This is a genomic window from Mesorhizobium sp. SEMIA396 (assembly GCF_024518615.1).
In the GTDB taxonomy this organism is placed as follows: domain Bacteria; phylum Pseudomonadota; class Alphaproteobacteria; order Rhizobiales; family Rhizobiaceae; genus Mesorhizobium.
Map to the genome: position 1 here is coordinate 1 of NZ_JANIFC010000014.1, position 14,179 is coordinate 14,179.

Annotated in this window: 13 protein-coding genes and 1 pseudogene; all 14 read left to right on the forward strand. The window is 63.5% G+C overall.

What is annotated here, in order from left to right; all coding sequences use genetic code 11:
• On the forward strand, positions 1–620 hold a 620-nt coding region (locus NP503_RS27835; RefSeq protein ID WP_164767434.1), incomplete at its 5' end, for an NAD(P)(+) transhydrogenase (Re/Si-specific) subunit beta.
• A 198-nt stretch (positions 621–818) separates the two neighbouring features.
• Positions 819–1,355, forward strand: a pseudogene (locus tag NP503_RS33445) (ATP-binding cassette domain-containing protein); the annotation flags it as partial.
• A gap of 126 nt (positions 1,356–1,481) precedes the next feature.
• On the forward strand, positions 1,482–3,017 hold the full coding sequence (locus NP503_RS27845; RefSeq protein WP_127267392.1) for a sugar ABC transporter ATP-binding protein: 1,536 nt from the start codon (positions 1,482–1,484) through the stop codon (positions 3,015–3,017).
• Entirely contained in the window at positions 3,014–4,006 is a 993-nt protein-coding gene (locus NP503_RS27850; protein WP_127267391.1) for an ABC transporter permease, read from the forward strand. Before NP503_RS27845 ends, NP503_RS27850 begins: the two co-directional genes overlap by 4 nt.
• Complete coding sequence (locus tag NP503_RS27855; protein ID WP_127267390.1) at positions 4,003–5,031, forward strand: ABC transporter permease; 1,029 nt, start codon at positions 4,003–4,005, stop codon at positions 5,029–5,031. The genes NP503_RS27850 and NP503_RS27855 overlap by 4 nt, the downstream gene beginning before the upstream one ends.
• A 102-nt stretch (positions 5,032–5,133) precedes the next feature.
• A complete protein-coding gene (locus NP503_RS27860; protein ID WP_127271662.1) occupies positions 5,134–6,354 on the forward strand; it encodes a sugar ABC transporter substrate-binding protein in 1,221 nt (406 codons plus the stop codon).
• A 65-nt stretch (positions 6,355–6,419) separates the two neighbouring features.
• Positions 6,420–7,709, forward strand: a complete 1,290-nt coding sequence (hisD, locus tag NP503_RS27865; protein WP_127271660.1) for a histidinol dehydrogenase — start codon at positions 6,420–6,422, stop codon at positions 7,707–7,709.
• 20 nt (positions 7,710–7,729) lie between these two features.
• Complete coding sequence (locus tag NP503_RS27870) at positions 7,730–8,770, forward strand: LacI family DNA-binding transcriptional regulator (protein WP_127269456.1); 1,041 nt, start codon at positions 7,730–7,732, stop codon at positions 8,768–8,770.
• The gene (locus NP503_RS27875; RefSeq protein WP_127269455.1) at positions 8,763–9,380 is read left to right on the forward strand and encodes a hypothetical protein; all 618 of its coding nucleotides are present in this window, start codon (positions 8,763–8,765) and stop codon (positions 9,378–9,380) included. Before NP503_RS27870 ends, NP503_RS27875 begins: the two co-directional genes overlap by 8 nt.
• Positions 9,352–10,227 carry an N-acyl homoserine lactonase family protein gene (locus NP503_RS27880; protein ID WP_127269454.1) on the forward strand — a complete coding sequence of 292 codons (876 nt, stop codon included), beginning with the start codon at positions 9,352–9,354 and terminating at the stop codon, positions 10,225–10,227. The genes NP503_RS27875 and NP503_RS27880 overlap by 29 nt, the downstream gene beginning before the upstream one ends.
• Positions 10,215–11,165 (forward strand): 3-hydroxyacyl-CoA dehydrogenase, encoded by a 951-nt coding sequence (locus tag NP503_RS27885; protein ID WP_236383432.1) that lies wholly within the window; start codon positions 10,215–10,217, stop codon positions 11,163–11,165. The genes NP503_RS27880 and NP503_RS27885 overlap by 13 nt, the downstream gene beginning before the upstream one ends.
• A gap of 13 nt (positions 11,166–11,178) precedes the next feature.
• Positions 11,179–11,928, forward strand: coding sequence for an SDR family NAD(P)-dependent oxidoreductase (locus NP503_RS27890; protein WP_206517165.1), 750 nt, complete (start codon positions 11,179–11,181; stop codon positions 11,926–11,928).
• Between the two features lie 41 nt (positions 11,929–11,969).
• Positions 11,970–12,974 (forward strand): 4-hydroxythreonine-4-phosphate dehydrogenase PdxA, encoded by a 1,005-nt coding sequence (gene pdxA / locus NP503_RS27895; RefSeq protein ID WP_127271304.1) that lies wholly within the window; start codon positions 11,970–11,972, stop codon positions 12,972–12,974.
• Entirely contained in the window at positions 12,971–14,065 is a 1,095-nt protein-coding gene (locus NP503_RS27900) for a four-carbon acid sugar kinase family protein (RefSeq protein ID WP_127271657.1), read from the forward strand. The genes pdxA and NP503_RS27900 overlap by 4 nt, the downstream gene beginning before the upstream one ends.
• Positions 14,066–14,179: the final 114 nt, after the last annotated feature.

A 14,179-nucleotide genomic window follows, 5' to 3' on the forward strand; every position in this document is an offset into this window, starting at 1 on the left:
TGTGCAAGGGCATGAACCGAAGCTTCATCTCGGTCATTCTCGGCGGCTTCGGCGGCGAGACGGCAGCGGCCGCCGATGACGGCATCGAACGCACGGTCAAGCAGGGTTCCGCCGACGATGCCGCCTATCTCATGATGAACGCCCAGAAAGTCATCATCGTGCCGGGCTACGGCATGGCGGTTGCCCAGGCGCAGCATGCGCTGCGCGAAATGGCCGACAAGCTCAAGGCCAATGGCGTCGATGTCAAATATGCCATCCACCCGGTCGCCGGCCGCATGCCCGGCCACATGAACGTGCTGCTCGCCGAAGCCAATGTGCCCTATGACGAGGTGTTCGAACTCGAGGACATCAACTCCGAATTCGCGCAGGCCGATGTCGCCTATGTCATCGGCGCCAACGACGTCACCAACCCGTCCGCGCGCGACGACAAGTCGTCGCCGATCTACGGCATGCCGATCCTCGACGTCGACAAGGCCCGCACCTGCCTGTTCGTTAAGCGCTCGCTCGGCTCCGGCTATGCCGGCATCGACAACACGCTGTTCTACAAGGACGGCACCATGATGCTGCTCGGCGATGCCAAGAAGATGACTGAAGAGATCGTCAAGGCGATGGATCACTGATGGGATCAGGGCTGGGACACGCCTCATTGTGTACCCGGATTATCTTGCTGTTTTGCTTCGAGACGAATTCTCAATTCAGATGGCCACCATCAGCGAATGTCGGTGTCGGTGGTTGCGCCTCCAGGTCCGCCCGGCGCCTAAGGCTTCTCGGTGCTGCGCTAGGTCAACTCGTGGCGCAAAGGAGAGGCGAGGGGCGGAGACAACGTGTTGTCGGTGCGCGATCTTGCCGTGCCACCGAAGCTTTCAGGTGTCTCGTTCGATCCCGAGGCGAGGCGAGGTGCTGGGTTTCGCCGGCCTGCTCGGCTCGGGCCGCACCGAACTGCTGGGGGCGATCGGTGGGGTCGATACGGTGCGTGCCGGTACGGTCTTGCTCGATCAAAAGAACATCACCAGTGCCTCGTATGGCGAGAGAGTCAAAAGCGGAATCGGGATGAGCCTGAAAGTCGCAAGGAGGATGGCATCTTGCCGCTACTCGGCGTTGACGAGAACACCGTCGCCACCGACTTCTCGAGAGTGGCGGTGAACGGCGTGATCTCGGCATCACGCATGGCAGACGCGGCGGGCGATATCATTCGTCGTATCGGCATCAAGACGGCGCGGATCGACACGCCGGTCGGCACATTGTCGGGCGGCAACCAGCAGAAAGTGGTGATTGGGCGCTGGGTCTATGCCGGCAGCCGAATTCTGTTGCTCGATGAGCCGACCCGCGGTGTCGATGTCGAAGCGAAGTCGCAAACTATGCCGTCGAGCGAGATGCGGCCGCCAAATACCCGGTTGACAACGAATATCGGTTTATGAAAGGGTGAGAACGTTCTCAGAGAACGTTCTCACTGCAGTTGCGACCTTACCTTGGGAGGAGGGATGAGCACCGACGAGACCCCTCTAGCCGTTCGCATCGCCAAGATTGCGAAGTCTTACGGACCGACAGTCGCGCTCGATTCCGTTTCCATTGACCTGCGTCCGGGTGAAGTCCATGCACTGCTGGGCGAGAACGGCGCCGGCAAGTCGACGCTTGTCAAGATCCTCAGCGGCGTGGTGAAGCCGGACAGCGGATCGCTGTCGATCTTTGGCGCGCCCTATGCGCCGCACGACATCGTCGGTGCGCGGGCGCAGGGCGTGGCGACGGCCTTCCAGGAACTCAGCCTGCTGCCCAACCTCAGCATCGCCGAGAATCTGATGCTGCCGAAAATGCCCAGGGGCATGCTCGGTCTCGCGTCGCATCGCACGGCGATAGCCTCCGCTCGAAAGACGCTTAAGGATTATGGTTTGGCGTATTTCGATCCTGACACGCCCGTGGGTGTGCTCTCGCTGTCGGACCGTCAGCGGCTCGAAATCGTCCGTGCTTTCACCCACGCTTCGAAATTATTGATCCTCGACGAGCCGACGGCCGCGCTGGCCGACGTCGAATGGCTGTTCGAGCTGGTGCGGCGGCAAAAATCCTTGCAGACCGCAATCCTTTATATTTCCCATCGCCTCGGGGAAGTACGCAGCTTGTGCTCGCGTGCCACTATACTGCGCAACGGCCGCAGCATCGGCACCGTCGAGCTTTCGGGCGCCTCGGACGAGAACATCTTCGAGATGATGGTCGGCCGCAGCGCGCGTGAAACGGTCAACACATTGCCCGTAGCAGGTGATGCCGCGCCCATCGCGCTGAGCGTCAAAGGCCTTTCGGGCGGCATCCTGAACGAGGTGTCGTTCAATGTCAGGCAGGGCGAGATCGTCGGCATCGCCGCGCTTGAAGGTCAAGGGCAGCGCGACCTGTTCAGGACACTGGTCGGCCTTGCCAAGGCGAAGGGCGGAAGCATCGAGATCGACGGCGTGCGCGCTCATATCGGCAGCCCAGGCGACGCGCTCTATTTTGGCAACGGCCTTGCCTACCTGCCTGAGGATCGCAAATCGGAAGGTATCCTCGGCGGCCTTACCACGGCCAGCAACATGGTGCTGCCGATCATTTCCCGCATTGCGCAGGGCGGCATCGTCTGGCCCGCCGGCGAGCGTCGCGCCGCGAGGAAAACCGCCGCGGCGGTCGACCTTCAGGAGCGCTACCTGCATTTCAAGATCGACGAGCTTTCGGGTGGCAACCAGCAGAAGGCGCTTCTGGCGCGCGTCATGATGACCGGCGCGCGCACCTTGCTGCTCTTCGATCCCACGCGCGGGGTCGATGTCGGCACCAAGCAGTCGATCTACGAGGCGATTCGCAAATTCGCCGCCGACGGCGGCTCGGTGCTCTTCTATTCATCCGAACTGCCGGAACTCGTCCATCTCGCGCATCGCTGTATCGTGCTCTACGGCGGCCGCATCTTTGCCGAATATCAGGGCGACGCCATCGACGAGCAGACCATCGTCGGCGCGCTGATCGGCCACGCTCGGAGTGCGGCGAAGGGAGTGGCTGCATGAGCGCGATCGCGGCAAATCCAGCGCCTCGCCGCTCGCCTTTCTGGCGCGCCGTCATCAGCGGCACCGGTATCGTCGCGCTGATCTACGTCCTGCTCTACGCGCTCTACGCGTTCTGGCAGCCCGATGCGCTCTCGGTCTACACATTCACCGACCTCGTCAACAATTCGACGCCGCTGGCGCTGGCGGCGGCGGGCGAGACGCTGGTCGTCATCAGTCGCGGCTTTGACCTGTCAGTCGCGGGCGTCGTCTCGCTGACCAACGTGCTGATGGCCGTCTATCCGCTCGACGGCCCGGGCGGAGCGCTGATCAGCCTGCTGATGTGCTGCGCGATCGGCGCCATCGTCGGCATGATCAACGGCATTCTGGTTGCCAGGCTCGGGCTCCAGACCATCGCGGCGACGCTCGGCACGATGATCATCTGCCAGGGGCTGGCGCTCGTCATCCTCGACGCGCCCGGCGGCATGGTCTCCGACTTTGTCACCTACACCTTGACCGACACGCTCTTCGGTGTCGTTCCGATTGCCGGTCTGTTCCTGGTTGCCGCCGCCGTGCTGTGGCTGGCCTTCCGGCGAACGAACACCGGCATCGGCCTTTATGCGATCGGCGCCGACGAGCAGTCGGCCCGTTACTCCGGCGTGGCCGTATCGGGCGTGCGCATCACTGCCTTCGTCGGCGCTGGCATCCTTTATGGCGTCGCCGGCTTCATGCTGAGCGCCCAGACCGCGACCGGCAATCCGACGGCGGGCACTCCATTCCTGGTGCTCACCTTTGCCGCCGTGGCGCTTGGCGGCACACCGCTCAGCGGTGGCCGCGGCAGCCTTATCGGCTCGATCCTCGGCGCCGGCACGCTCATGCTTTTGCAGAAAGTGCTGTTCTCGGGCGGTGTGTCGTCTTTCTACACCGGCATCTTCCAGGGCTTCGTGCTGGTGCTCGCGATCGTCTTCGGCAACGCGGTGGCGCGCCTGCTCAAGAAGGACGACGCCCGGTGAACGCGCATAAGGACATGGCGATGCCTTTCGACGCCTCTTCCGACCAGCGCGGCAGGCAGAAGCTGGACCGCGAAACGGTGAACACACTTGTCGTGTTCGGACTGAGCATCGTGCTCGTGTTGTGCTCGCGCTTCATCAGCCCGGCGCTCGGCTCCTGGAGCCAGGTTCTCACAGTGCTGATCCTTGCATCCTTCCTGATCATCCTTTCCTTTGGGCAGGGGCTTGTCATCCTGATCGGCGGACTGGATCTGTCGATACCCGCGCTCATCACGCTCGGCGGCGTTTTGACGACGAACTGGATCGGCACGAACGACGCCGGCATCTGGTACATGCTGCCGGCCATCCTGCTCATCTGTGCCCTGGTCGGCGCGGTGAGCGGCGTCGGTATCGTCTGGCTAAAGGTGCCGCCTTTCATCATGACGATGGCGACGTCGATCGTCATCGCCTCCGCGGCGCTCGGCTATACTAGCGGCACGCCGCGCGGCGGTTCGCCATCGGCCCTGTTATGGCTGATGAAGGCGTGGTTTCTCGGCGTGCCGGTGGTCATCTACTTCACCCTCGCCTTCATCCTGCTCGGCTGGCTGCTGCAGAACTTCACCGCGCTAGGACGTCGGCTTCGCGCGCTCGGCACCAACAGGAACGCCGCGCTCATCGCCGGCGTCAACGTCAACCGGCTCGAACTCATGCCCTATGCGATCAGCGCCGTTTGCGCCGGCTTCGTCGGCATGATGCTGGTCGGCTACTCTAACGGCGCGACGCTCAGGATGGGCGACAGCTACATGCTGCCCTCGATAGCCGCCGTCGTGATCGGCGGCTCCTCGATCCTCGGTGGCGGCGGAACCTTCATCGGTACGGTCGGCGGCGCAATCCTTCTGACCACGCTCGGCATGATGATCTCGGCCATCGGGCTCAGCGAGGGATGGCGCACCATCATCGAGGGCGCGATCATCGTCGGGGCGCTGCTGGTGCTGCGGGGCGAGTTCCTGACCCACATCGGAAATCGGTTGCTGACGCGAAGGAAATGACCATGCGCCTGCGTGTGATACTTTTTGTCCAATTGTGAGAACGTTCTCACAAGCTCTGGTCCGGCACCTGAAAGGGCCAAATCCAAAGGGAGGTTGATGGAAATGAAGCTGTTAAGAAGACTGGGACTGGCCGCGTCGCTGACGCTTGCCACAACTGCGGGCGTTGCGACGGTCATCGACCATGCCGACGCGCAGGACAAGAAGCTCAAGGTCTATCTGTCGCTGAGCTACAGCGGCAATTCCTGGCAGTCGGAGGCCGCGAACATCGTCAAGGCGCTGGCGCAGACGCCGCCTTACGACAAGACCGTGGAGCTGAAGGAGGTCATCTCCGGCACCGATCCGCAGGCGCAGATCTCGGCCTATGAGAGCATGATCCAGGATGGCGCCGACGGCATCATCAGCTTCCCGATCTCGTCGACGGCGCTGAACCGCACCATCCATCGCGGCTGCCAGAAGGGCGTGCTCTTCTTTATGTATGACGCGACGGTGACCGAACCCTGCGCCTACAACGTCAGCTACATCACCGCTGGTTTCGGCGAGAACAGCGCCCAGGCGCTGGTCAACATCCTCGGCGGCAAGGGCAACATCTTCCTGAGCCGTGGCGTTCCGGGCAACTCGGTCGATAAGCGCCACACCGACGGCGCGATGCACATCTTCAACCAGTATCCCGGCATCAAGGTGGTCGCGGAATACTATTCCTACTGGGATGACCGCACCACGCAGCAGGAGACGGCCAAGGCGCTCGCCGCGCATCCGGACGTCGACGGCATCTGGGCCCAGGCCGGCGAATACGGTGCGATCCAAGCGCAGCTCGACAAGGGCAACAAGCTCGTGCCGATGACCGGCGAGAACTCCGACGGCTTCCGCCTCGGCCTTGCCGATCCGAAGATGCAGGGCATGGGTCTCAAAGGCGTCTCGGCCGGCTCGCCGCCCGCCACCTCCGGCTACGCCTTCAAGCTGATGATGGAGATCCTGACCAAGAAGCGCGACCTGAAGCCGATGAACATCGAGTACCCGCTGCCCTGGGTGCCGGCTGATCAGGTCAAGCCTTGCAAGGGCGACACCTTCGCCGACGGCTGCAACGTGTTCCCGTCCGACAAGGTGCCCTCATCCTTCGTCACCGAGGTCTTCAATCCCGAGCTTCTGCCGGAACTGTCGCTACAGTCGGCGCTCGAGGGCAAGCCGACGCCCGGAGCGGCCATCCAGCCGCTGCCGGCGGATGTGAAGCAGGCGCCCGACGCGCCCGGCATCAACTGCTCGTCGTGCAAGGCCCCGGCCGACGAATACAAGCTCACCAAGATCGAGCCGACGGTGAAGCCCTGACGACCAGCAATGCGATCGATGGACGGCACCCTGCCGTCCATCCCACCCAAGACAAGGATGAGAACATGCCGACCTTTCTGAAGCGGGGCAGAGATCCCGAGGCTGTCGCCCAGGGCGACGCGGTTGTCCGAACGACCGTCGAGACGATCCTCGCCGATATCGAGAAGCGGGGCGACGCCGCCGTCCGGGAACTGTCGGAGCGTTTCGACAGATGGTCGCCGCAGAGCTTCCGGCTGACCGACAGCGATATTGAACAGGCCATCTCCAAAGTCTCGGCAAGGGATCTGGAGGACATTCGCTTCGCCCAGGCGCAGGTCCGCAATTTCGCCGAGAAGCAGCGCGCCTGCCTGCAGGATCTCGAGGTGGAAACGCTGCCGGGTGTCGTCCTTGGCCACAAGAACATTCCCGTCGACACGGTCGGCTGCTACGTGCCGGGCGGCAAATATCCGATGGTCGCCTCCGCGCACATGAGCGTGGTGACGGCAAGGGTCGCCGGCGTGAAGAAGATCATCGCCTGCGCGCCGCCGTTCCAAGGCGGGCCGCATCCGGCCATCGTCGCCGCCATGCACATGGGTGGCGCCGACGAGATCTACGTTTTGGGCGGCATCCAGGCCGTTGGCGCCATGGCGCTCGGAACCGAGACCATCGGGCGCGTCGACATGCTTGTCGGTCCGGGCAACGCCTTCGTCGCCGAGGCCAAGCGCCAGCTCTACGGGCGCATCGGGATCGATCTGTTCGCCGGTCCGACCGAAACGCTGGTGATCGCCGACGACAGCGTCGACGGCGAGATCTGCGCGACCGACCTGCTCGGCCAGGCCGAACATGGCCCGACAAGCCCGGCGGTGCTTCTGACCAATTCGCCGAAGCTGGCGCGCGACACCATGGCGGAGATCGAGCGGCAGCTGAAAATCCTGCCGACGGCCGAGATCGCCGCCAAGGCGTGGGCTGACTACGGCGAGGTGATCGTATGCGATTCCTACGAGGAAATGGTTGTGGAAGCCGACCGTATCGCCTCCGAGCACGTGCAGGTGATGACGCGCGATCCCGACTACTTCCTCGGCAACATGCGCAACTACGGCGCGCTGTTTTTGGGGCCGCGCACGAATGTCGCCTATGGCGACAAGGTCATCGGCACCAACCATACGCTGCCGACCAAGAAGGCGGCCCGCTACACTGGCGGTTTGTGGGTTGGCAAGTTCATCAAGACCTGCACCTATCAGCGCGTCCTGACCGACGAAGCGAGCGCCATGATCGGCGAGTACTGTTCGCGCCTGTGTGCCCTGGAGGGTTTCTACGGACATGCCGAGCAGGCCAACATCCGGGTCCGCCGCTACGGAGGTCGCAACGAGGCCTAAGGCAGCGCAACGGAGTTTTCATGTCGGTCATCGCCCGCAACAAGAACAGCAAACCCCGCCTGACCGTGAAGGATCTGGCGCGCGACCTCGGCATGTCTGTTTCGACCGTCTCCAGGGCTTTTCACGCCGATGCGGTGATCGCCAAGGGCACGCGCGACGTGGTGTTGAACCGCGCGAGGGAGATTGGCTATTCGCCAAACCCCTTCGCGCGCAGTCTCATCACCAAGAAGACGCGCATTGTCGGCGTGGTCGTCGCCGACATCAAGAATCCGTTCTACCCGGAAGTCCTCACCCGGCTCACCACCGAGCTGCGCGCCATCGACATGAACGTGATGCTGGTCGCGGCCGACCAGTCGGGCGAGGTCGACCAGGCGCTGCGCCTTCTTCTCAACTACCAGCCCGACCTCGCCATCATTCTCGCGGCAACATTGTCGTCGGAAGCCGCGCAGGAGTGCCGCAACGCCGGCACGCCGGTGATCTTCTTCAACCGGCTGTCGGCCGACGACCACGCTTTCGGCATCTCCTGCGACAACATCCTGGGCGGCCGCAGCATTGCCGACTATCTGGCCGACACCGGCCACCGGCGCCTGGCCTACATCGCCGCGCTGGCGGATGCCTCGACCAATGTTGCCCGTCACCGCGGCTTCAGCGAACGCGCGGTCGAGCGCGGCCTTGCAGTGCCTGCCGTCATCGATGCGGGGCAGTTCAGCTACCACGCCGGCTACGAGGCCGCCTGCAAGCTACGTGATCTTGAAGAGATGCCCGACGGCGTGTTCTGCGCCAACGACATTCTCGCCATAGGCTTTCTCGACGGCGTTCGGGAACTGGGCCTCAACGTGCCGGACGACCTCTCGATCGTCGGCTTCGACGATATCGAAATGGCGCATTGGCCTTCGCACGGGCTGACGACCGTCAAGCAGCCCATCGAAAAGATGTTGGAGGCGACGATTTCGCTGGCCAAGGAACTGGGCACGAATGCTGGCCGGGAGCCGGTCGTGCAGATGATTGCGCCAGGCGCCGTGATCGAGCGCGCGACGACGCGCAGGAGGCATCATGACTGATCTATCCGCAAAGCGCTTCTTCGAACGCGCGGTCAACGTTCACCGCTACGACTGCGAGCTGGTTGCAGCGCCGCAGCCGTCGGACGCTGAAAGCGGGCAATTCCAACCAGCCATCGACAAGGACGGGGCGACCGACGAGGCCGTCGTCCGCTACGTGGTCGCCACCCGTCCCATCTATGACGGCCTGCGCCGGCTGATTGGGCAGGTCGCGGGCTTGCTGGTTTTGGCCGAAGCTGGCGGTCGCCGCGATGTGCTCGACCTGCCGGATATCCCGGCGGCCTGTGAACAATGGGCCGAGGTCAAGCAGCGCCTGGGCGCCTTGCAGACGCCGCGCGGTCTGGAGGCCCATTGCGTGCGCCTGGAGACCGCGCACGCGACGCTCGGCGAAGTGCTTGACGAATTCGGCCTGGCCCGGCTGCGGCGCGACTGGCAGCAGCATCTCGACCGGGCAGCGGAGAGGATCAAGCACGCCTATGCCTGGCTGCAGGCGGCGTCGGAGCCGCGCGCCGGCATGACGCCGATCGATTTCAATCATGCCTGCTGCAGTTGTGCACAGCGCTGGCGAAAACAGGGAGGAAACGATGGGTCAATATTCGATCTGGGTGCTTGAGTACAGCTACGTCACCAACTACCACAAGAGCGGCGTGCTCTACGGCGCCCACAATCAGGGTCACGTCAAGCTTCCCTACTGCTATGCGCTGATCAAGGGCAACGGCCACGTCGCCATGGTCGATGTCGGCTACAACAACAAGGACTACGGCAAGCATCTCGGCGACAAGTTCGGCGTCGAGAACTGGCACTCACCCGAGGCCGTCCTCAGCGAGATCGGCCTGTCGCCGCAGGACGTCGACACGGTCTTCGTCACCCACGCCCACTTCGATCATTTCGGCAATGTCGAGGACTTCCCGAAGGCTACCTTCTACATCCAGGAGCGCGAAATCGCGAAATGGGTCTGGGCGATGTCGCTGCCGGACCGCATGCGCTGGATGAACGTCGCCGTCGACCCTGGCGATATCGTACGCGGTGTCGACCTGGCCCGCCAGAAGCGGCTGGTGACGATCGATGGCGCAAAGCAGGACGTGCTGCCGAACGTCGATCTCCATCCCGCCTTCGATAGCCACACCTACGGTTCGATGTGGGTCACCGTACGCAACGGCAACGAAGATACCTGGGTGCTGGCAGGCGATCTCGTCTATGTCTTCGACAATATCGAGGGCTCGGGAGCTGCCGTCGATGTCGAGACGCTCTACGTCCCGGTGGGCCTTGCGGTCGGCAGCCAGACCAATCTCGTGCTGGCGACCGAGGAGATGATGAAGCAGGTGAATTACGAGGCACGGCGCGTCATTCCCATCCACGAAGAGCGGCTGAAGGACCGTTTCCCCTCGCGCATCACCAAGGATGGCCTGCGCATCACTGAAATCTGCCTCGCGGACGGCGAGAAATCGTGGGTGCAGTAATGGAGCAAATCCGCAAGGTGGCCATTGTCGGGGCAGGGCTCGTCGGCCGCGGCTGGGCGATCGTCTTCGCTCGTGCTGGTCATGACGTGACCATCTATGACGGCAGCGACGACATCCGCGTGGCGGTGATTGACAGGATCCGCGCCAGTCTTGCCGACATGCACGAAGCCGGGCTGATCGATGCGATCGATCCTGTCATGCGGCGGTTAAGGGTGGTCGACACGCTCGAGAGTGCGGTTGCCGATGCCGACTATATCCAGGAATCGGTGCTCGAACGGCGCGATGTCAAGCAGGCCGTCTGCCTCGAGATCGATCGGGCCATGCGGCCCGATGCCGTCGTAGGCAGCTCCAGCTCAGGTATTCCTGCCTCGGCGTTTACGGAACAATGTGTAAAACGCGCACGCTTCCTCGTGGTGCATCCGGTGAATCCTCCACATCTGATCCCGTTGGTCGAACTGGTTCCGGCGCCATGGACGGACGCAAACATCGTTCCTTGGCTACGGGAACAAATGGAAGCCGTGGGCCAGGCGGCCATCGTCGTGCGCAAGGAGGTGGAGGGCTTTGTCCTGAACAGGCTCCAGGGTGCGCTGCTCAACGAAGCCTGGGCATTGCTTGAGGAAGGTGTCGCAAGTGCCGCCGACATCGATCTGACGGTGTCGCACGGGCTTGGCTACCGCTGGTCCTTCATGGGACCGTTCGAGACGATCGACCTCAACGCGCCTGGCGGGATTGCCGACTATGCGCGGCGTCTGGGGCCGCTCTACCACGCGATCGCACTGGCAAGGCGCGATCTGGCGCCTTGGTCCGAAGCGCTGATCGGCAAGGCCGAAGCCGAACGCCGCGAGAAACTGTCGGCATCCCGCCTCGGTGAACGCAGCACCTGGCGCGACCGCAATCTCATGGCGCTCGTCGCTTATAAGCAACGTACCAGCGTCTGACACGGAGAGGGCCATGGCGGCAATGCTGCAAGACAAGGTTGCCCTGGTGACCGGAGCGACCGGTGGTATCGGCGCGCAGATCGTATCGAGGCTCGCGCAGGAAGGGGCGTCGGTCGTCGTCGGCTACAACAGTTCACGCCAGGCGGCCGAAGCGCTGGTCTCGTCGCTAACGCCCCGCGATCATCTCGTCGCCGAGGCGAGCGTCACCGACAGCGACTGCCTCGCGCGATTGGCCGGCCAGATCGAGGAAAGGTTCGGCCGGCTCGATATCCTGGTCAATTGCGCCGGCATAACCCGTTTCGTACCGCATCCGGACCTCGATGGTCTGGACGACGCGTTGATCGACAGCATCTTCAGCGTCAACGTGCGTGGTGTCATCGCCGCGACGCGGGCAATGCGGCCGCTGCTCGACCGCGCCGCCAGCGGCGTCGTTGTCAACATCTCGTCGATTGCCGGCGCAACCGCCATGGGCAGCAACATCGCCTACTGCGCCTCCAAGGCCGCTGTCGACAACCTAACCAAGTCGCTGGCGCGCGCCCTGGCTCCGAAAATCAGGGTCGTGTCGGTGTCACCGGGCGTCGTCGACACTGATTTCATCAAGGGCCGCGACGAGTCCTGGCGAGATGAACAGGCGAACCGGACGCCGCTCGGGCGATTGGGCACGCCCGACGATGTTGCCGAGGCGGTTCTGGCAGTCGCGACCCATCTTCGCTTCGCGACAGGAGTTGTCATTCCGGTCGACGGCGGGCGGCCCCTGGTATGATTTTTGTCCTGAACGTCCGCACAGCGCTTATGGAGAGCTGAATGACCGCAACCATAGCCATCACCATCGGCGATCCGGCCGGCGTTGGACCCGAGATCGCGCTCAAGGCCGCCCATCATTTCGCGGCGGTCCTTGAGACTGGCACGGTTCGGCTCCGCCTGATCGGGTCACTTGCGGCGCTTGGCGGGACAGCCCGGTCGCTGGCCTTACCATTGCCCGCCGTCGCGAATGCGGATGAACCTCTCGGCATCTGGCCGATCGAGGGTTCCGCCGTTGAGATCGGACAGGTGTCGGCGGAAGGCGGCAGGCAGGCCTATGAGGCCGTGGCCGAGGGTGTGCGGCGTACGATGGCCGGCGAGGCTTCGGCCATCGTCACCGCGCCGCTCAACAAGGAATCGCTGCATCTTGCCGGTTATCGGTTCCCGGGTCACACCGAGCTGCTGGCGGCGCTTACCGGGGCGCGAGACAGCGCGATGATGCTCGCGCACGGTTCTTTTCGCGTCAGCCACGTCACGACCCACATTCCGCTGGAAGATGTGCCGAAGAGGGCGACGGAGCCGCGCATGCGGCGGGTTCTCGACCTGACGATCGAAGCCCTGAATCATCTGGGGATCACGGCGCCTCGCGTTGCGATTGCCGCGCTCAATCCGCACGCCGGGGAGGGCGGTATTTTCGGGACCCACGACATCCGCATTACCCAGCCGATTGTCGCCGACTACAGGGCGCGCGGCCACGACGTCCATGGTCCCGTTCCGGGCGATACCGTCTTCGTGAAAATGCGCGGCGGCGCCTATGACGCGGTCGTGGCCATGTACCACGATCAAGGCCATATTCCGGTGAAGCTGCTTGGCTTCCAGATCGACCCGCAGACCGGTGAATGGCTTGGCCTGAGCGGCGTCAACATCACGCTCGGCCTGCCGATCGCGCGGACCTCCGTCGACCACGGGACCGCTTTCGACATCGCCGGCCGCGGGATCGCCCGCGAAAGCAGCCTCATAGAGGCGATCGACTACGCCTTGTCGCTGACCACGGAGAACGCTGCGTGAACCGTAGCCCCGACGGGCGCGGGCTTGGCAAGCCGGATGTCCTGATCGTCGCGGACGACATCACCGGTGCGCTCGACACGGCCGGCTATTTCGCGAGTCCAGAAAAACCGGTGAAGGTCTGGCTCGACCTGCCGCCGGGCCTCTCCGGCTGCAACGCCATTGATCTCGACAGCCGGGACTTAGGGGAACGAGCGGCATACGATCGTGTCACAGGCGTTTTTGCCGATCGCAAAGCGGGCGCACGGTCGCTGTCGTTCAAGAAAATCGATAGCGTCATGCGTGGACACCCTGTCGCAGAGTCGGTTGCGGCCTTTCGCGCCGGACGGTTTAGGCGTGCCCTTTTCGCCCCTGCTTTTCCGGCGTTGGGCCGGGCAACAGTCAACGGCCGGCAGCACGTAGTATCGCAGGATGGGATAACACCCGTCGGTCCGGCACTTGTCGATGCATTATTGGGCCACGGGGTTCCGGCTGCCATGATCGGCGAGGCCTGCGCAAGCGAGGGATTTTTTGTCGCCGATGCGTCAAGCGATGCCGAGCTTGCGGCGGCGATTGCAGCCTTTGGAGTGGATAGCGAGGATCTTTATGTCGGCTCAGGTGGATTGGCCTCCATGCTCGCTGGAAGTCGGACGGCCCACCTTCGGCCACAGGCACTCGATCTCGCCATCTGCGGCACGAACCATCCGGTTGCTTTGCGCCAGGTCGCAGCGGTCAGCGGGCTGAAGACCGTCGTGATGGACGGCTCCAGTCCCATGCCTCTCGAACCACCGTTTGTTTTGCTCGCGCCCTCCCACGCTGCTTCGGAATCCCAGGCGCGCCTTGCCATCGAGCGATCGCTCATCCAGCTTGTGGCCAGGCTGCCGACGCCGCGTTCTGTCTTGGTGACAGGCGGGTCGACGCTGCGGCTGCTGGCAGGCATCTGCGGAGCCAGCCATTTCTTGTGCGAGGGACTCTACGAGCCCGGCGTGGCGGTCAGCAGGATGGTGTCGGCCACATGGAATGGCGCTGTCATCGTCTCCAAGTCAGGCGGGTTCGGGAGCGACGATCTTCTCGCTCACTTGGTATTTCCAGATGGACGAAATCGTCTACCGTAGGGCGCGTCAGGTCCGTTCGCTTTTACGATGCTGTTTCGACCTTTGCCGCCCGCGTCGCGATAGGCGGCCTTGAAGCACTAGCTGACGATCAATCTCCTCGCGTGGTATCGACAT

Excerpts from the sequence above, each read along its gene's own strand:
- NP503_RS27845 (WP_127267392.1), top strand. The coding sequence starts at position 1,482 with ATGAGCACCGACGAGACCCCTCTAGCCGTTCGCATCGCCAAGATTGCG.
- NP503_RS27850 (WP_127267391.1), top strand. The coding sequence starts at position 3,014 with ATGAGCGCGATCGCGGCAAATCCAGCGCCTCGCCGCTCGCCTTTCTGG.
- NP503_RS27860 (WP_127271662.1), top strand. The coding sequence starts at position 5,134 with ATGAAGCTGTTAAGAAGACTGGGACTGGCCGCGTCGCTGACGCTTGCC.
- hisD (WP_127271660.1), top strand. The coding sequence starts at position 6,420 with ATGCCGACCTTTCTGAAGCGGGGCAGAGATCCCGAGGCTGTCGCCCAG.
- NP503_RS27870 (WP_127269456.1), top strand. The coding sequence starts at position 7,730 with ATGTCGGTCATCGCCCGCAACAAGAACAGCAAACCCCGCCTGACCGTG.
- NP503_RS27875 (WP_127269455.1), top strand. The coding sequence starts at position 8,763 with ATGACTGATCTATCCGCAAAGCGCTTCTTCGAACGCGCGGTCAACGTT.
- NP503_RS27880 (WP_127269454.1), top strand. The coding sequence starts at position 9,352 with ATGGGTCAATATTCGATCTGGGTGCTTGAGTACAGCTACGTCACCAAC.
- NP503_RS27890 (WP_206517165.1), top strand. The coding sequence starts at position 11,179 with ATGGCGGCAATGCTGCAAGACAAGGTTGCCCTGGTGACCGGAGCGACC.
- pdxA (WP_127271304.1), top strand. The coding sequence starts at position 11,970 with ATGACCGCAACCATAGCCATCACCATCGGCGATCCGGCCGGCGTTGGA.